The organism is Yoonia sediminilitoris, from assembly GCF_003058085.1.
Taxonomy (GTDB): domain Bacteria; phylum Pseudomonadota; class Alphaproteobacteria; order Rhodobacterales; family Rhodobacteraceae; genus Yoonia; species Yoonia sediminilitoris.
Window position 1 is genome coordinate 587,590 of record NZ_QBUD01000002.1, and the last position, 17,314, is coordinate 604,903.

The 17,314-nt window shown below is 58.3% G+C and carries 14 protein-coding genes; 7 read left to right on the forward strand and 7 right to left on the reverse strand.

The genetic code is table 11. From position 1 onward, the window contains the following. The gene (locus C8N45_RS07710; protein WP_211095458.1) at positions 1–1,827 is read right to left on the reverse strand and encodes a thiamine pyrophosphate-binding protein; all 1,827 of its coding nucleotides are present in this window, start codon (positions 1,825–1,827) and stop codon (positions 1–3) included. Positions 1,828–2,202: 375 nt separating this feature from the next. Between C8N45_RS07710 and C8N45_RS07720 the strand changes: the two genes are divergently transcribed. From C8N45_RS07720 to C8N45_RS07735, 4 genes are read left to right on the forward strand one after another with little or no spacing between them, the layout of a single operon-like run. Continuing rightward, positions 2,203–3,453, forward strand: a complete 1,251-nt coding sequence (locus C8N45_RS07720) for a sarcosine oxidase subunit beta family protein (RefSeq protein WP_108385628.1) — start codon at positions 2,203–2,205, stop codon at positions 3,451–3,453. Then, on the forward strand, positions 3,453–3,740 hold the full coding sequence (locus C8N45_RS07725; RefSeq protein ID WP_108385629.1) for a sarcosine oxidase subunit delta: 288 nt from the start codon (positions 3,453–3,455) through the stop codon (positions 3,738–3,740). The genes C8N45_RS07720 and C8N45_RS07725 overlap by 1 nt, the downstream gene beginning before the upstream one ends. Then, the gene (locus C8N45_RS07730; protein ID WP_108385630.1) at positions 3,737–6,673 is read left to right on the forward strand and encodes a sarcosine oxidase subunit alpha family protein; all 2,937 of its coding nucleotides are present in this window, start codon (positions 3,737–3,739) and stop codon (positions 6,671–6,673) included. The genes C8N45_RS07725 and C8N45_RS07730 overlap by 4 nt, the downstream gene beginning before the upstream one ends. Next, positions 6,666–7,229 (forward strand): sarcosine oxidase subunit gamma, encoded by a 564-nt coding sequence (locus tag C8N45_RS07735; protein WP_108385631.1) that lies wholly within the window; start codon positions 6,666–6,668, stop codon positions 7,227–7,229. Before C8N45_RS07730 ends, C8N45_RS07735 begins: the two co-directional genes overlap by 8 nt. 42 nt (positions 7,230–7,271) lie before the next feature. On the opposite strand, the gene C8N45_RS07740 is transcribed toward C8N45_RS07735, so the two are convergent. The 4 genes from C8N45_RS07740 to C8N45_RS07755 all read right to left on the reverse strand — a co-directional run bounded on the left by C8N45_RS07740 (position 7,272) and on the right by C8N45_RS07755 (position 11,643). Continuing rightward, positions 7,272–8,156: a UTP--glucose-1-phosphate uridylyltransferase gene (locus C8N45_RS07740; RefSeq protein WP_108385632.1), complete on the reverse strand. Its 885-nt coding sequence runs from the start codon at positions 8,154–8,156 to the stop codon at positions 7,272–7,274. A gap of 68 nt (positions 8,157–8,224) precedes the next feature. Next, a complete protein-coding gene (ggpS, locus tag C8N45_RS07745; RefSeq protein ID WP_108385633.1) occupies positions 8,225–9,718 on the reverse strand; it encodes a glucosylglycerol-phosphate synthase in 1,494 nt (497 codons plus the stop codon). A 12-nt stretch (positions 9,719–9,730) separates the two neighbouring features. Continuing rightward, positions 9,731–10,504, reverse strand: coding sequence for an HAD-IIB family hydrolase (locus tag C8N45_RS07750; RefSeq protein ID WP_108385634.1), 774 nt, complete (start codon positions 10,502–10,504; stop codon positions 9,731–9,733). Beyond that, positions 10,501–11,643, reverse strand: a complete 1,143-nt coding sequence (locus tag C8N45_RS07755; protein WP_108385635.1) for an NAD(P)H-dependent glycerol-3-phosphate dehydrogenase — start codon at positions 11,641–11,643, stop codon at positions 10,501–10,503. The genes C8N45_RS07750 and C8N45_RS07755 overlap by 4 nt, the downstream gene beginning before the upstream one ends. A gap of 517 nt (positions 11,644–12,160) precedes the next feature. Between C8N45_RS07755 and rpsO the strand changes: the two genes are divergently transcribed. Beyond that, entirely contained in the window at positions 12,161–12,430 is a 270-nt protein-coding gene (gene rpsO, locus C8N45_RS07760) for a 30S ribosomal protein S15 (protein WP_108385636.1), read from the forward strand. Positions 12,431–12,612: 182 nt separating this feature from the next. Here the strand turns inward: rpsO and C8N45_RS07765 are convergent, their stop codons facing one another. Then, entirely contained in the window at positions 12,613–14,097 is a 1,485-nt protein-coding gene (locus C8N45_RS07765) for an inorganic phosphate transporter (protein WP_108385637.1), read from the reverse strand. Between the two features lie 85 nt (positions 14,098–14,182). Beyond that, a complete protein-coding gene (locus C8N45_RS07770; protein WP_108385638.1) occupies positions 14,183–14,641 on the reverse strand; it encodes an NUDIX hydrolase in 459 nt (152 codons plus the stop codon). A gap of 48 nt (positions 14,642–14,689) precedes the next feature. On the opposite strand from C8N45_RS07770, the gene C8N45_RS07775 reads away from it, so the two are divergent. Continuing rightward, positions 14,690–15,004 (forward strand): hypothetical protein, encoded by a 315-nt coding sequence (locus C8N45_RS07775; protein ID WP_108385639.1) that lies wholly within the window; start codon positions 14,690–14,692, stop codon positions 15,002–15,004. Next, positions 14,997–17,129 (forward strand): polyribonucleotide nucleotidyltransferase, encoded by a 2,133-nt coding sequence (gene pnp, locus C8N45_RS07780; protein WP_108385777.1) that lies wholly within the window; start codon positions 14,997–14,999, stop codon positions 17,127–17,129. Before C8N45_RS07775 ends, pnp begins: the two co-directional genes overlap by 8 nt. Positions 17,130–17,314 lie beyond the last annotated feature (185 nt).

The following is a 17,314-nucleotide window of genomic DNA, read 5'->3' on the forward strand; positions in this document are numbered from 1 at the left end:
TCAATGTTTCCTCATAGTCAACAGCCGCGCTTGGGCTTTGGATGGCGCGTATTTTTCGTCGTAATAGGGCGGCTCTGCTGTGCGGTCGATTTGCGCCACGATGACCTGCGGTTTCTTGTCTGCTTCTGCCTTGGCCACGGCTGTTTTCAATGCCGTTTCAAACGTATCAGGTGAATTTACCGTATAGGCATCTGCGCCCAACCCGCTTGCGAATTGCGCAAGATCAGGTGACCCGAGCGAGAACATTTCCTTCCAGTCGTCGATGTTGCCGCCTTTGAAATGTTCCATTCCCTGACTGACCATCGACAGATCATCATCATGCAGCACGACCCAGATCGCACCCACGCCATTGCGCTGGGCTGTCGAGATTTCCGTCCCCTGCATCATGAATGCGCCATCGCCCGTAAAGGCCACGCATGTCGCATCTGGACGGGCCAGTTTGGCACCAACCACTGCACCGGAGGCAAAGCCCATTGGCCCCATATCAAGGGATGCATGGACCTCAAACCCCGGTTTTGACACCAGATAATGCGCACCCCAGCCAACGCAGTTGCCCGCGTCGAGCATGATGATCGTTTTGTCGGCAGGCAGCACATCCTGCATCACGCGGCACAGAGCGGCGGGCTGCACTGGCGTCGTGGTCGCCTTGTACTGTGCGTCAGAGGAAAAGGGTGAATGATTGGCCTTGATCTGCGCGACCTTGGCTTTGCGCGCGGCAACCTGATCGGGTGGTGGCGGTGCCTCACCCGACAGGCGCGCAAGTGCGTTGATGAATGCGCCCGCTTCACCCACAACGCCCAGATCGACGGGAAAATCCCGTGCAATGACGCGTTGGTTTGCATCAAGCTGCACGATGGGCCCTTTGGGCCGCAGGATCGGGTTCCATTTGTTGGTTGCCAATTCACCAAGGCCGGAACCGATGACAAGCAGCGCGTCGTAATGCGGGTCCTCCTGGGTCATCCAGTAGTAGGGCCATATGCAATTGGCGATGCCGAACATGCGCAGCGACAATGGGTGGTCTTCGGGGAAAACCCCTTTGCCGTCGGCGGTGGTGATGACCGGAATGCCGCGGGCTTCAACAAAATGCGTAAATGCGGCCAGCGTGGCGGAATCGCGCAACGCCTCGCGGCAGCCATTGCCCAGCATGATAAGCGGGCGCTGTGCGGCTGCCAGAATCTCCAGCGTTTGTTCGACCTTGTGCGGTGCGGCAACAGGGGGCGGGCTGCGGTAGCGGGCGGGGCTGTCGGGCATGGTCACAGGCACGGGTGGGTCACCGGGCTTGCCCAGTTTGACAGCCTGCTGGCCGGTTACATCAACAGGCAGCGAAATATGGGCCGCATGGCGCGGCACATCCAGCGCCGTGCGCAAGGCAGCTTCGGCCAGCCGTTGCGCATTTACGCCCGATGTCAGAATGGTGGAATAGGCCGACGATGCCTGATAGATTGCGTTCACATCCAGCTTGCCGTCGATCCCTTCCTGCAAATAACCCATGCCTGCATAGGCTTCGGCAATCTCGCCTGTCAGCGCGAGCATGGCCGACCCGCCTGCTTCGGCGTTCATGACCCCGGTCAGCGCGTTTGTTGCACCAGGGCCGGTTGTCACCATCACCACGCCCAGCTTGCCGCTGGCCCTATAATAACCGTCAGCCATATAGGCCGCGCCGGTTTCCTGCCTGCAAATCACATATTTGATGTCGTCGCGCTGGGTATAAAACTCATCCAGCATTTCGATCAGTCCGCCGCCGGGGACGCCAAAGACATGGCTGACCCCTTCGAGTTTCAAGTAAGCAATCAACATCTGTGCGACGTTTGGAATTTCTTTTTGCACTCTTTGTCCTACCCCAAATAAATTCCGGGACAGGGCGCTGCGGGTTTTGCCTCGGTCACATGCCATCAGGCGGAGTGACGTCAAAGATACGTGGCAACACCTTGGAACTCATCAGCGCTTGAAATATGCTGGTTCCTATCGACCTGTCTCAGTTCTGTATCGCCCCCCACACGAAACTAGATACGTTTTGCAGGATCATCACAAGTTTGTTCTGCCGCCGTGGTTTTGAACGTGTCTTTTTGGGCGCAACAGCCGTTGGCCACATGCAGCCAGCCATTGACCAAGGCTGATGTCGTATTTGTCGAGGCGAATGTCCCGTTTTGCGGGTGACACGGACGCACCTGTGTTGGAAGGTGGCCAAAAGGGGTGACAGTCATGCGCTATTCAGGCTTGCGCGTTATCAAAGAGGCTTTGACCGGCCATAAAGGATGGACGCCCGCGTGGCGTGACCCAGCGCCCAAGCCGCAATATGACATCGTAATCATTGGTGGCGGTGGCCATGGGTTGGCGACCGCCTATTATCTGGCCAAACAGTTTAGCCAAAAAAGTGTCGCCGTTCTGGAAAAGGGTTGGATCGGGGGCGGCAATGTGGGTCGCAACACGACGATTATCCGATCCAACTATCTGCTGGACGGGAATGAGCCGTTCTATGAATTCTCACTGAAACTGTGGGAGGGGTTGGAGCAGGATTTCAACTATAACGCCATGGTCAGCCAGCGTGGTATTCTGAACCTGATCCATTCGGACGGGCAGCGCGATGCCTTTATCCGGCGGGGCAATGCGATGATCCTGAACGGTGCGGATGCCGAATTGCTGAGCACCGCCCAGATTAAGGCGCGCTATCCGTTTCTGAACACGCACGATGCGCGCTTTCCCATCAAGGGCGGTCTGGCCCAGCATCGCGGCGGCACGGTGCGGCATGATGCGGTGGCCTGGGGCTATGCGCGCGGGGCCGACAGCCGCGGCGTGGATATTATCCAGAACTGTGAAGTGACGGATTTTCGGATCGAGAATGGCACATGTCTGGGTGTTGAGACCACCAAAGGGTTCATCGGCGCTGGCAAGGTCGGCTGTGCTGTTGCCGGTTCCTCAAGCCGGTTGATGGCCAAGGCAGACATGCGTCTGCCGATGGAAAGCCACGTGTTGCAAGCGTTCGTGTCCGAAGGGTTGAAGCCTGTCCTGCCCGGTGTTGTGACCTTCGGGGCCGGGCATTTCTATGTCAGCCAGTCCGACAAGGGCGGGCTGGTGTTCGGAGGCGACATCGACGGCTATAATTCCTATGCGCAACGGGGCAACCTGCCGGTGGTCGAGGACGTCTGCGAAGGTGGCATGGCGATATTCCCGATGCTTGGCCGGGCGCGGCTGCTGCGGATGTGGGGCGGGATCATGGATATGTCCATGGATGGCTCGCCGATCATCGACAAGACCCATATTGACGGGCTCTATTTCAACGGAGGCTGGTGTTATGGCGGTTTCAAGGCGACCCCCGCCAGCGGCTATTGCTTTGCGCATCTGCTGGCCACCGATACGCCGCACCAGACCGCGACGGCCTATCGTTTTGACCGTTTTGAAAAGGGCCTGATGATTGACGAAAAAGGGGTGGGCAATCAGCCCAATTTGCACTGATGATCATTGACCACCCGCTTCTTGGCCCCCGCGATGCTGCCGAATTCACCTATATGGGCGATGCCAAGCTGATTGACCGCCCCGATCCAGACGCTGATACCGCCGCACAGGACTTTCATGACTACGCCTATTTGCGCGACAACCCGGCTGGCTGGCACCAAGAACTTTGGTTTCACGAGGCAGGCGACCGTAGCTGGCTGGTGGTCACCCGCAACACGCTGACCCACGAGATTTCAAAGGTCGAGCTTGCCCGTGATGTGGCACGCAGCCGAGGGCGCAATAAATGAGCCAGAAGAACCGGATCGCAGGCGGGCAGATTGACCGGGCCAAAACGCTGAAATTCTCATTTGATGGCCGCAGTTATGCTGGTCATCCGGGCGATACGCTTGCCTCTGCCTTGCTGGCCAACGGGGTGCGGCTGATGGGGCGGTCGTTCAAATACCACCGCCCACGGGGCGCGCTTTCGGCAGGGTCCGAGGAGCCGAACGCATTGGTTGAACTGCGCGGCGGCGCGCGGCAGGAACCAAACACGCGTGCGACAACGGTTGAGTTGTTTGACGGGCTGCTGGCCAAGAGCCAGAACCGAATGGGGTCTTTGCGGTTTGACCTGCTGGCAATCAACGACCGGCTCTCGAACTTTCTGACGGCGGGGTTTTATTACAAGACCTTCATGTGGCCCGCCGCCTTTTGGGAAAAGCTTTATGAACCCGTCATTCGCAAGGCCGCAGGGCTTGGGTCGCTTTCGGGCAAGGATGATCCGGATGTCTATGACAAGGGTTTCCTGCATTGTGACCTGCTGATTATCGGGGCCGGACCTGCGGGCCTTGCTGCCGCACTGACCGCCGGGCGCGCCGGTGCCGATGTGATCCTCGCCGACGAGGATTTCAGCATGGGCGGCCGTCTGAACAGCGAAACTTTCGCCGTGGGTGATCGGTCCGGGGCCGACTGGGCCGCCCAAACAGTTGCTGAGCTTGCGAGCCTGTCCAACGTGCGTCTGATGCCGCGCACAACGATCATCGGGGCCTTCGATCACGGGACTTATGGCGGGTTAGAGCGGGTCAGTGACCATCTGCACAGTCCGGACGCCGGCAAGCCGCGCCAGATATTGTGGCGCATTTACGCCAAACGCGCCCTGTTGTGTGCGGGTGCCACGGAACGCCCCATCGCCTTTGACAACAACGACAGGCCCGGCGTCATGCTGGGGGCGGCCTTGCGGACCTATGCCAACCGCTTTGGTGCCGCGGCTGACCGACGGGTTGCGATTTTCACCAATAATGACGACGGGCACCGGACCGCGCGTGATCTGCACGCCAAAGGGGTCAGGATCAGTGCCGTTGTTGACGTGCGCCCCGATGCGCCGTTGCACCCTGACTATCAGGTGCTGCGTGGTGCACAGGTCGTCGATACGCGCGGGCGGCTTGGACTGAGTTTCATCGACGTCAGGCAAGCTGATGGCACGATGCGCGTTGTTGAATGCGGCGCGCTTGGGGTGTCGGGCGGTTGGAACCCCAATGTGCATCTCACCTGTCACCAGCGCGGGTTGCCGGTTTGGGACGACGCGATTGCCGCCTTTGTGCCGGGTGAGAACCTGCCCGTCGGCATGGCGGTGGCCGGTGCGGCAAACGGGGTCTTTACGACCGCAGGTGCCTTGCGCAGCGGGGCGGCTGGCGCTGTTGCAGCGCTTGACCTTGGGCAAACCCCTGATCTGCCCCAAACCGAGGATGCCCCCGTCAACATCACCCCGTTCTGGTACGTAAAGGGTTGCGCACGCGCGTGGCTTGACCAGCAAAACGACGTGACCGTCAAGGATGTGAAGCTGAGCCATCAGGAAGGGTTTCGCTCGGTCGAGCACCTGAAACGCTACACGACCCTTGGGATGGCCACCGATCAGGGCAAAACATCGAACATGGGTGGCCTTGCGATCATGGCTGAACTTGCGGGCAAGACGATCCCGCAGGTGGGCACGACCATCTTTCGCCCGCCTTATACGCCCACAGCCATTGGCGCGTTTGCCGGTCGGCACCGGGGGCAGGGCTTTCATCCCACGCGCCTGACGCCTAGCCACAAGTGGGCGCAGGAACAGGGGGCGGTTTTCGTCGAAGTGGGCAACTGGATGCGGGCACAATGGTTTCCGCAGCCGGGCGAAACCCATTGGCGGCAAAGCGTTGACCGCGAGGTGCTGGCAACCCGCAAATCCGTGGGTGTCTGCGATGTGACTACCTTGGGCAAAATTGATGTGCAGGGGACCGATGCGGCGGCTTTCCTGAACACGATCTATTGCAACGGTTTTGCGAAACTGGCCGTGGGCAAGGTCCGCTATGGTCTGATGCTGCGCGAAGACGGCATTGCGATGGACGATGGCACCGCCGCCCGGTTGGCAGAGGATCATTTCGTCGTCACGACCACAACTGCGAATGCGCTGCCCGTCTACCGGCACATGGAATTCGTGCACCAATGTCTGTTTCCGGATCTGGACGTGCAATTGATTTCCACCACAGAGGCATGGGCGCAATATGCGGTGGCCGGGCCCAATAGCCGCAAACTGCTGGAAAAGATCGTCGATCAGGACATCTCGAACGCTGCGTTCCCTTTCATGGCCTGTGCCAACATTACGGTCTGCGGCGGCCTGCGGGCGCGGTTGTTCCGGATTTCCTTCAGCGGCGAACTTGCCTATGAAATTGCGGTGCCAACGATGTATGGCGATGCGCTGATCCGCCGGATCATGGCAGAAGGGGCGGAATTTGGGGTCACGCCTTACGGAACAGAGGCGCTGGGTGTCATGCGGATTGAAAAGGGCCATGCGACGGGCAATGAAATCAACGGCACGACCACCGCGCAGAACCTTGGCATGGGCCGGATGGTGTCCACCAAAAAGGACAGTATCGGCGCGGTCCTGTCCCGGCGCGAGGGGCTGAACCGCGCCGATGATTTGCGTCAGGTGGGCATCAAGCCTGTCGACCCTGCCGAAAAGGTTCCGGCCGGTGCGCATCTGATGAATGCGCAAGGCCCTGTCGATGCCGTCCACGATCAGGGTTATGTCACCAGCGCCTGCTACTCACCAAACTTGGGCCATCACATCGCCCTTGGGTTCCTCAAGAACGGCGGCAACCGCATAGGAGAGGAGCTTCGGCTTGTCTCTCCCCTCACTGGGGTGGAAACGCGGGTTGAAATCGTCAGTCCACATTTCATTGATCCAGAGGGGGAGCGGCTGCGTGCATGACCTAAAACCAGTGACGGCGCTGGGCCAGTCCGCCCCTGTGGCAGAGACCATCGGCACCATAACGATTGCGGAAAACGACACATTGGCGCTTGCCTCGGTCGCGGCACGGATGGGGCATGAAGAAGCCTGTCACGCTATTCTGAAAAAGCTGATCGGCGCAGTGCCAGGCCCGGGCAAAGCGCAACTGCATGACCCTCAGGCTGGTTTCTGGACAGGTCCGGATCAGTGGATGGTCAGCGCGCCCCGCGAAACCCATGAATTGCTGGCAGACACGCTGACACCGATGTTCGGCCAAACGGCCACAATCACCGAGCAATCGGGCGCCTGGGTCTGCTTTGATGTGACGGGCGCGGCAATGTCTGATCTGTGCGAAAGACTTTGCGCCGTCCCGATCCGCAAGATGGACGCAGGCGGCGCCCTGCGGACAATGATCCATCAAATGGGCTGCTTCGTGATCCGGTGCAAAGCGGACGACCACATCCGTATCCTGGGCCCCCGTGCATCCGCAAATTCACTGCATCACGCGCTGACGACAGCGGCCCATTCGATAGCCTGAAGCGTTCCGCCTCTTGAGATAAAGGCGAAACGCTGTCGGGTCCTAGGCCGCGCTGCGTGGGCGCGTCTGGTCCACCATGAAGGTCTCCAGCACCTGGGAAAGCTCCGGGTCCTCTGATGCAAGCTGCAAGGTGGCCTCGAGCATGCCTGCTTTCGATCCGCAGTCAAAGCGCGTCCCTGAAAAGCGGAAACCCGTAATCGGGCGGGTCGCGGCGCCTTTGGCGATTGCATCGGTCAGCTGGATTTCATTCCCCGCACCGGGGGGTTGCGTGCCAAGAGCGTCAAAGATGTCGGCGTCCAACACATAGCGTCCAATCACCGCCATTTGCGAAGGCGCTTTTTCGGGCGCGGGCTTTTCGACCATACCGTTGGCACGCGTCTTGCGCCCGTCCTGTCCGGTCACAGACAGGACCCCGTATTTCGAAACCTGGTCGGGCGCGACTGTCATGCTGGCAACCATATGCCCCCCTTCATAGGCAGCGATCATTTCTGCAAGGCAGGGTGTCCCAAGGATAAGGTCATCGGGCAAGATTACAGCGACAGGACCATCAAGCACATGGTCGCGGGCGCAAAGAACCGCGTGACCCAGCCCTTTTGGTTCCTCTTGAAAGGTGAAGACCACGTCGTCGTCCTGTGGATCAAGTGCGGCCTCTTTCAGTTCGTGGGCCAGCTTTTGCTTGCCGCGCGACACAAGCTCGCGGCGCAAGCGCAGGTCATCCATGACGTAGCGTTCAACTGCTGGCTTTGACGAATGTGAGACAAAGACCATCCGTTCGATCCCCGCCGCGCGCGCCTCGTCAATGGCGTATTGGATCAGCGGCGTGTCAAGCACCGGCAACAGCTCTTTCGGTGTCGCTTTTGTGGCGGGCAGGAAACGCGTGCCAAGGCCTGCGACAGGGAAAATTGCGGTGCGTACGGTATTTGTCATCAAAGTGTCCTTTCAAGATACATGCTTTGCCCGATGATCGTGGCGCATGCTGGGAGGTGGGGGAAATATCAGGCAACAGCCGGTTGATCGTTCGACACGCCGATCTCGAGCGTGCCCGGCCGCCAATTGCTGATATCGTCTGCTTTCACAGCCTGACGCAGCTTTTTCATCCGGCCTTTGCGTTCCAGCGGCGGCATCGTCAAAGCCTGAATAATTGCAGAGTCCATGGCGCGGTGCGAGTATGGGTTGGCTGTCACCGCATGGTGCAACTGAACGGCAGACCCCGCGAATTCCGACAGGACAAGCGCGCCGTCTTCGTCATAGCGCGACGCAATATACTCTTTGCAGACAAGGTTCATACCATCGGCCAGCGGTGTGATCCATGCAACATCGGCAGCGCGGTAATAGGCGACGAGCTCTTCAAGCGGCAAAGCGCGGGATATCAAGGCGACCGGTTGCCAATCCAATGTGCCAAAGCGCCCGTTGATACGTCCGGCAATCTGCTCGATTTCGGCCTGAATTTCAGCATAAGCCGTCATGTTCCGGTTGGCGGACACCGAAATATGCATCAGGCGTATCTTTGCATCCCGCAGATCAGGGTTTGCTTCCAGCACACGCTCGAAGGATGCAAGCTGCTGAACGCCACCCTTGGTGTAATCCGTCCGACCGACAGAGATAATCAGCGGCGATTCCCCCAACTCCTCGCGGATTTGGGCGACCTTCTGTTCGGTGTCCTCTGATCGCGCGACCGAGTCGAGATATTCGGTATTGACCCCCACCGGGCAAACACTGACCGCAGTGCGATGGCCTTCAAAGGTAATACTGTTGCGTACTGTGCGTTCGGTCAGGGCTGTGCCTTCGCTTATCAGCGTGGGGTCGACGGGAACGGTTTCACCTAAATCAACGTCGAACAGGCTATTCGCGACGGATACGAAGTTCTCGGCGTAGCGCGGGATGTGAAAGCCCACGTCATCACAGGCCAAAAGACTGTTGACGATCTCGCGGCGCCACGGCAGCGCGTTGAACATGTCAGCAGACGGGAACGGCGTGTGGTGAAAGAAGGCGATGCGCACGTCGGGGCGCAAGGTGCGCAGATAACCGGGCACCAGCCACAGATTATAATCATGCACCCAGACCAAGGCGCCGTAAGCGGCCTCTTCGGCGGCCGCCTCTGCAAAGCGGCGGTTCACATCACGGAAATTATTCCAGTCAACAGGGTCGTAGTTGTACCGCTCCTGAAAGGCGTGAAGGATGGGCCAGAACGCCTCTTTCGACGTGATGTGGTAAAACTCACGCACCTGTTCTTCGGTCAGGGGCAGGCGGGACACGGTATATTGACCGTACTCGTCATCAATTTCGATCTTTTGCTCGAAATCAGGGTCAGCAGGATCGTCCGCCAGTTTCCAGGCGATCCATGCGCTGTGATCAACACTGCCGAAAAAGCTTTTCAGCGTCGGCACAATTCCGTTCGGGCTTTTGTTTTCCCGGCGCACGACTTTGCCGTCTTCAACCGCTTCTTCGTAGGGCTGGCGGTGATAAACGATGACAAGATCAGATGACATATCGACTCCTTCTTATGCCTGCGTCAGCAGGCCGTGTTTCAAGATCGCCTCGGCAATGCCCGAGACGCCGACACCAGTGGCGCAATGCACATGCTGCTGCCCCTGCAGTTTCTCAACCAGACCCGGCTCTGACCCTCCGACGGCGACGGATGGCAGGCCAAGTTCAAGCATGGAAAGATCGTTCAGCGTATCGCCCGCAACCAGCGTCCGGCTGTTTTCGATACCAAGGGACGCAAGAAGCCTTAGCAGCGATGGTCCTTTGCTGACCCCCTTGGGCAGAACGTCGAAAAACCTGTTGTCAGAGACCAAAGCATCCAACCCAAGCTGTGCGACGATATCAAGGGCCTCTTGGTCAAACTCCTTTGCGTCAAGGTCATAGCTCACACGGTAGCGGAAGGCAGAGGACTGACGCGCAAGCCCTTTGATTTTCATCAAGGCGTTCTCGACCTTTGCATTCGCGTTGCCCCAGGCTTTCGCAATTTCTGCTTCCAGCTCTGCGATAGGGGCGACAAAGCCGTCGTGATCGAATTCGGCGATCGTGGTGCCGACGTCTCCGATCACATAGTCGGGCTTTGGAACGCCAGCGCGCACGGTTTCCCGGATGAATCCGGGGTCCCGACCGGTGACAAAAATCAATCCGACGCGGTGACGATTGTTTTCGATCCAGGCGTAGAAATCCTTGCGGTCCTGCTCGGTGCCACCAAGGAAGGTGCCATCAAGGTCGGTCGCAAGAACCATTTCCTTGTCAGAGATTTCGGTGACGGCGAATGATTCGTGACGGGTCATGATATCCTTTCTGCAAGTGCTGCAATATCTTTGTCTGTTGCGGGGTGCGCAAAGGCGAGGTCCATCGACAAGGGTTCGGCTTCGATGGGGCGGGCCCAAAGCGCGGCAAATGACTGCCCCAGATCGGCGCCATCATGAAGGATGGCGCGCACGGTTTCGCAGATTGGCATGTTCACACCAATCTTGCGGGCAAGGTCTGTAATCGAAACGGCATTGGCCTCGCCTTCAACAACGACGGGGCGGCCATCGAAACATTCGGCGCGCGGGGTGCCGGCGCCCAACTGCATCCCAAGGGACATGTTCCGCGAGGTCGGGCTGTTGCACGTCAACGTCAGATCACCAATGCCGGACAGACCTGTCAGCGTTTCGCGGCGGCCCCCAAGCGCGTTACCCAGCAGTTTCATCTCGTCCAGCCCGCGGGTAATCAATGCCGCGCGGCTGTTGTCAGCGAAACCAGCGCCGGTCAGCATACCGCAGGCCAGCGCGATGACGTTCTTGACAGCACCGCCGATCTCTACGCCGACAAGGTCGTCAGAAACATAGGCGCGGAAATGCTCGGTCGTCAGCGTTACGGCCAGACGTACAGCCGAACTTTCGTTCGGTGCAAGGCGGTCCAGCGGCGAAAAGGGAAAAGCGACTGTCGCCGCTGTGGGGTGGCGCAATATTGTTTCGCGGGCGAAAGTCGGTCCAGAGACGCATCCGATCGGATGACCGCGCAGTTCTTCCTCGGCAATCTGGGTCATCAGGAGGCCGGTCTCGGCTTCGATCCCCTTGGCACAAACTGCCACAGGGACGCCGCTTTCCAGATATTCACCAACCTGTCGGGACACGGACCGTACCGCGCTCGACGGTACGACGATCAAAACCACGTCCGCACCCTTTACCGCGTCCTCCATCTTGCGCACGGCGCAAAGCGACGGCGGCAAAGGCGCATCGGGAACATAAGAATCGTTGCGGTGATTGCGGTTGATGTCGCTGATTGCGGCCGTGTTGCGCCCCCAAATGCGCACATTTGTTCCGTCATCAGCAAGTGTCGCCGCAAGTGCAGTACCCCATGAGCCAATGCCAATGACGGCGGGTCGCTGGAATGGTTGAACAGGAGACGGCACAGGGCCGCCATCGAAATGTCGGTGTTTCATATGGACCTCTTTGGGAAGGACGTTCAGAGAATGACTGCATTGCGCTTGCCAAAGGCGCAGGCAGCTTCACTCGGGGCGTTGTTATCGCTTACAGAACTATCATGACAAAAAACGTATGCGAAATTTGTCGAGGGTCAATGCTGCAATGCAGAAAATCTTACGTTTCTGCGTTTTCTCAAGGGTTCTGCCGTAAAGATGGGCGCATGACGAATTTGTAAATCCCTGTTAAATATACAGATTTAAGTCATTCGCCCAAAAAGTAATCAGCCGCGTTGATTTGAACGGATTTCGCGGCGTGGGCGCCACACATCACGGGCTATTCATTCAAACCTGTCATATTATGAACAAAGGGCAGGTTTGACCCTTGCGGCGCCGCGCATAAACCCCTTTCCTTTTTGAGCGTTTCGCCTTAGAGGCACGCATCTGCGCCGGGAATCTCTTTGCGCAGTCCCTCCACGGGCCTTTCTGGACGACATCCCGGATTGCGCCATCACCCTCTAGCTATAAGGAGCCCCCGATGTCGATTACTGCTGAAGAAAAAACACGGATCATGAAAGAATTCGCCACCAAAGAAGGCGACACAGGTTCCCCCGAAGTACAGGTTGCAATCCTGTCTTCGCGCATCGCGACCCTGACAGAGCATTTCAAGACCCACAAGAAAGACAACCACGGCCGCCGTGGTCTGCTGAAGATGGTGGCCCTGCGCCGCAAGCTTCTGGACTACACTCGCGGCAAGGATGAGGCCCGCTATCAGGCCCTGATCAAGCGCCTGGGCCTGCGTCGCTAAAAGCGAAGCTGTTCTCTGATCAGAAAGGCCCATCGTCGGATGGGCCTTTTTTTATTTTCAGAACAGCAAGGGCCATAACACGCAAAGGACGCCCCACATAAGATTGACTTTGTCGGCAGCAAGCCAAACAAAGACCAGGCCCTTGGTGATGTTTCGATGACGGCCGATCTCGGGCCCTGGCCCTAACCCATCACCGTATTGATCAGGAAAAAGATAATCCCTGACAGCATGGCCGCAGCGGGTACGGTGATGATCCACGCAGCGATGATGGTCATGAAATGTGACCTGCGGACCAGTTTGCGCCTGCGCCGTTCTTCGGGGGCGTAGCTGGGCCGGTCAGGCATAGCGAGCCGCGCCTTTTTGATCCGCCGCTCTGCATCCCATTCGCGAAAGAAGCCAACGCCGAAGACGCCGCCCACGGCGATGTGGGTTGAACTGACAGGCAGCCCCAGCCAACTGGCCACAATGACAGTGATCGCGGCGGACAGTGCCACGCAATAGGCCCGCATCGGGTTCAGCTTTGTGATCTGACCACCGACCATGCGGATCAGCTTGGGCCCGAACAGGAATAGCCCGAATGAAATCCCCATTGCCCCGATCACCATGACCCAAAAGGGGATGCTGACGGAATCGGTGAAATTGCCCGATTGCGACGCCTGCACGATGGCCGCCAGTGGCCCCACTGCGTTGGCCACGTCATTGGCCCCATGCGCAAAGCTGAGCAGTGCGGCAGAGACGACCAGCGGAATACCAAACAACACCTTGAGCGATCTATTGCGGTTCTCAAGCCCCTCGGATTGCTTGCGGATCGTCGGAATCATCGCGACCCAGACCAGTGCGCCGATGGCTGCACCAATCAATAGCGCTGTCGGCATGTCGATCTTGATGATCTTCTTAAGCCCTTTCAGCGCCAGATAGGCAGCAAATGTGCCCGCCATGATCCCGACCAGAACAGGCACCCACTTGCGGGCCGCTGCGATCTTGTCGTCCTGATAGATGATCCGCGACTTGATCAGCCACAGGAACGCGGCTGCAATTGCCCCGCCCAGAACCGGTGAAATCACCCAGCTGGCCGCGATCGCCCCCATGGTGGACCAGTCGACGGCTGCAAAACCAGCCGCCGCGATCCCTGCGCCCATCACGCCCCCCACGACCGAATGGGTAGTCGAAACCGGCGCACCAACCCATGTGGCCAGATTGACCCACAGCGCCGCAGACAGAAGTGCGGCCATCATTGCCCAGATAAAGACTGACGCCGTGCCCATGCTTTCGGGGGCGATGATGCCCTTGGCAATGGTTGACACCACATCACCCCCGGCGATCAGCGCGCCTGCACTTTCAAACACAACCGCAATCGCAATCGCACCGCCCATAGTCAGCGCGTTGGCCCCCACCGCAGGCCCCATATTGTTGGCAACATCATTCGCGCCGATGTTCAGCGCCATATAGGCCCCCAGACAGGCGGCAATCACGACAATCAGCGAATTGCTGGTTTGCCCAAAGAACAACATCGCAGCGATGCCAGCCAACACCACAAACACAAGCGAAATGCCCGGACCAACCATCGGCCGCGACACATAGCTCGTCGCCAGTTCAAGGTTCGAGTAACGCGCCAGATCCCGATCCAGGGTTTCAAGGTGGCGTGGATCGCCCTGTTGCTCTGTCATGATGGTCTCTCCCACTATTGGGAAAAACCACTAGCCCTGACCACCGTCCGAAAGCAACCCGGCAATGTGTGCCGGGCATGATTTCCTACTGACTGAGGAAAAGCGACTTCAACTCGTCCTCATTGACCATCGCGGCGGCGGCATCTGCCTTGACCCATTTGCGGGTCCGTTCATGCGCCTCGGGGAAATCCTCGGAAAGGTCCTTGACCGCGACGGCATAGACCAGTGTTTCAACCGGAATTTCCAGACCGGTATCCTGACGTTTTTGATAACTGTAGCTGCCGACGGGGTTTTTGGTCACTTTGCTGTTGCGCACGCCCGCCTCTTCCCAGGCTTCCTGCAATGCGGCCTCGTTCGACTTGAGTCCACGGATCGGCCAACCCTTGGGGATGATCCAGCGGCCTGTGTCACGGCTTGTGACAAGCAGATATTCTTTGTCGTCGCCATCGCCCCGATGGCAAAGGGCGGCAACCTGCAACCTTTTGGGACGCTGCAACAAGGGGGCCAGGACAGAGGCCCAGACCGTTCGTATGACGGTGTTCATTTTGAAACCACTCAATATTTTTCTTCTTTTGAAACTCTATGTAGGTCATTGAACGGAAAGATTCAAATTTTTGGTTATCGCCGCTGGATTGCAGGGAAAAACAGCATTGCACGCCACGGGTGCAAGCCAAAACGAGGCTGCGGTTGGCCGCGTCGCCAAAACAAGCTGCTGACGGCCCGGCTGCGTCGTGATCATCCGCTTCCCCTTCCCAAAGCGCTGAAAACCCGCTATGGCCCGAAAATCTTGAAAAGACCGGCGCCCGCATTCCAGCGCCTGAACAAAAGAAGATACCGGAATGAGGGGGAATACGCCCCCTACGCAAAAAACGGGGCTGCGGCCCAACTAGGAAAACATGATGTTTAACGAAGTGAAAAAATCAATGCAGTGGGGCGAAGATACGCTCACACTGGAAACGGGCAAGGTTGCCCGCCAAGCCGATGGCTCTGTCATCGCAACGCTGGGCGAAACCAGCGTCATGGCCAACGTGACTTTCGCACGTGCCCAAAAGCCTGGTCAGGACTTCTTTCCGCTGACCGTCCACTACCAAGAGAAATACTACGCCGCCGGTAAAGTACCTGGCGGCTTTTTCAAGCGCGAAGCACGTCCCACTGAAAAAGAGACGCTGACAGCCCGCCTGATAGACCGCCCCATTCGCCCCCTGTTCGTCCCGGGCTTCAAGAACGAAGTGCTGGTGATGTGTACGGTCCTGTCGCATGACATGGTCAATGACCCTGACATGGTTGCGATGATTGCGGCCTCTGCCGCGCTGACCATTTCGGGCGCGCCATTCATGGGCCCGATTGCGGCCTGCCGTGTGGGCTTTGTCGATGGCGACTACATTCTGAATCCTGAAATCGACGACATGCACAACCTGCGCATGAACCCCGAGCAGCGTTTGGACCTTGTTGTCGCGGGCACCAAAGACGCCGTGATGATGGTGGAATCAGAAGCCTACGAACTGTCCGAGGATGAAATGCTGGGTGCGGTGAAATTTGCCCACGACAGCATCCAGCCGGTGATCGACCTGATCATCGATCTGGCAGAAGAATGTGCCAAAGAGCCGTTTGATTTCCAGCTTGTCGACTATTCCGATCTGTCCGCAGCCGTAAAGGCCGCTGGCGAAGAGAAGATGCGCGCCGCATACGCGATCACCGACAAGCAGGAACGCACAAGCGCTGTTGCTGCGGCCAAGGCAGAGATCATTGAATCACTGACCGAAGAGCAGCAGGAAGACGGCAACCTTGGCGCGGCGCTGAAGAAGCTGGAATCCAGCGTGCTGCGCGGCGATGTTGTCAAGAACGGCAAGCGGATCGATGGTCGTGCGCTTGACACCATTCGCCCCATCGTTTCAGAAACCGGTATTCTGCCACGGACCCATGGGTCGGCGTTGTTTACGCGCGGCGAAACCCAGGGTCTGGTTGTGACCACATTGGGCACCGGCGATGATGAGCAGATGATCGACGCGCTGACCGGCATGTATAAGTCGAACTTCATGCTGCATTATAACTTCCCACCCTACTCGGTTGGTGAAGTGGGCCGCGTATCCGGCCCCGGCCGTCGCGAAATCGGTCATGGTAAACTGGCTTGGCGCGCGCTTCAGGCGGTTCTGCCTGCGGCAACCGACTTCCCCTACACCATCCGCGTCGTGTCCGAGATCACTGAATCAAACGGCTCATCCTCGATGGCGTCTGTTTGTGGTGGCTCCTTGTCGATGATGGACGCTGGTGTGCCTTTGAAAGCGCCGGTTGCCGGTGTGGCCATGGGTCTGGTGATGGAAGACGACGGCGAATATGCCATCCTGTCTGACATCTTGGGTGACGAAGACCACCTTGGCGACATGGACTTCAAGGTGGCTGGTACCGAAAACGGCATCACGTCCTTGCAGATGGACATCAAGATCGCTGGCATCACGCCAGAGATCATGTCCAAGGCGCTGGAGCAGGCCAAGGCAGGCCGTCTGCATATCCTGAACGAGATGGGCAAAGCCCTGACCGGTGCGCAGGAATTCAGCGTACACGCCCCCAAGATCGAGACCATGCAGATCCCGACCGACAAGATCCGTGAAGTGATCGGATCAGGCGGTAAGGTCATCCGTGAAATCGTGGAAACATCCGGTGCCAAGGTCGATATCAACGACGACGGTGTGATCAAGCTGGCATCCAACGATGCCGAGGCGATCAAGAAAGCCTATGACATGATCCACTCGATCGTGGCCGAACCCGAAGAGGGCGTGATTTACAAAGGCAAAGTTGTGAAGCTGGTCGACTTTGGCGCTTTTGTGAACTTCTTTGGCAAGCGCGACGGTCTGGTCCACGTGTCCCAGATCGAAAACCGCCGTTTGAACCATCCTTCCGATGTTCTCAAAGAAGGTCAGGAAGTCTGGGTCAAGCTGCTGGGATTTGATGATCGTGGCAAGGTGCGTCTGGCCATGAAGATGGTCGATCAGGAAACCGGCAAGGAAATCACCAAAGAAGAAGCAGCTGAATAAGCCGCCTCCCGGAGTTATCCGGGAGCTTTGACAAACCTAAGGCCCCGGCAGAAATGCCGGGGTCTTTTTCTGTAGGAGATTTCGCTCGTCTGGCGGGAGTCGCAACAAATGCCCTCCCGTGGGGGAAGTCGGGCATGCCGCATGTGCGCCGGCTGCAGCGTGTCGGCGATGTTCTTCGTTGAGCA

Coding starts and splice junctions, on each gene's coding strand:
- C8N45_RS07725 (WP_108385629.1), top strand. CDS start 3,453: ATGATCATTGACCACCCGCTTCTTGGCCCCCGCGATGCTGCCGAATTC.
- C8N45_RS07720 (WP_108385628.1), top strand. CDS start 2,203: ATGCGCTATTCAGGCTTGCGCGTTATCAAAGAGGCTTTGACCGGCCAT.
- C8N45_RS07730 (WP_108385630.1), top strand. CDS start 3,737: ATGAGCCAGAAGAACCGGATCGCAGGCGGGCAGATTGACCGGGCCAAA.
- C8N45_RS07755 (WP_108385635.1), bottom strand. CDS start 11,643: ATGAAACACCGACATTTCGATGGCGGCCCTGTGCCGTCTCCTGTTCAA.
- ggpS (WP_108385633.1), bottom strand. CDS start 9,718: ATGTCATCTGATCTTGTCATCGTTTATCACCGCCAGCCCTACGAAGAA.
- C8N45_RS07765 (WP_108385637.1), bottom strand. CDS start 14,097: ATGACAGAGCAACAGGGCGATCCACGCCACCTTGAAACCCTGGATCGG.
- rpsO (WP_108385636.1), top strand. CDS start 12,161: ATGTCGATTACTGCTGAAGAAAAAACACGGATCATGAAAGAATTCGCC.
- C8N45_RS07740 (WP_108385632.1), bottom strand. CDS start 8,156: ATGACAAATACCGTACGCACCGCAATTTTCCCTGTCGCAGGCCTTGGC.
- C8N45_RS07750 (WP_108385634.1), bottom strand. CDS start 10,504: ATGACCCGTCACGAATCATTCGCCGTCACCGAAATCTCTGACAAGGAA.
- C8N45_RS07770 (WP_108385638.1), bottom strand. CDS start 14,641: ATGAACACCGTCATACGAACGGTCTGGGCCTCTGTCCTGGCCCCCTTG.
- pnp (WP_108385777.1), top strand. CDS start 14,997: ATGTTTAACGAAGTGAAAAAATCAATGCAGTGGGGCGAAGATACGCTC.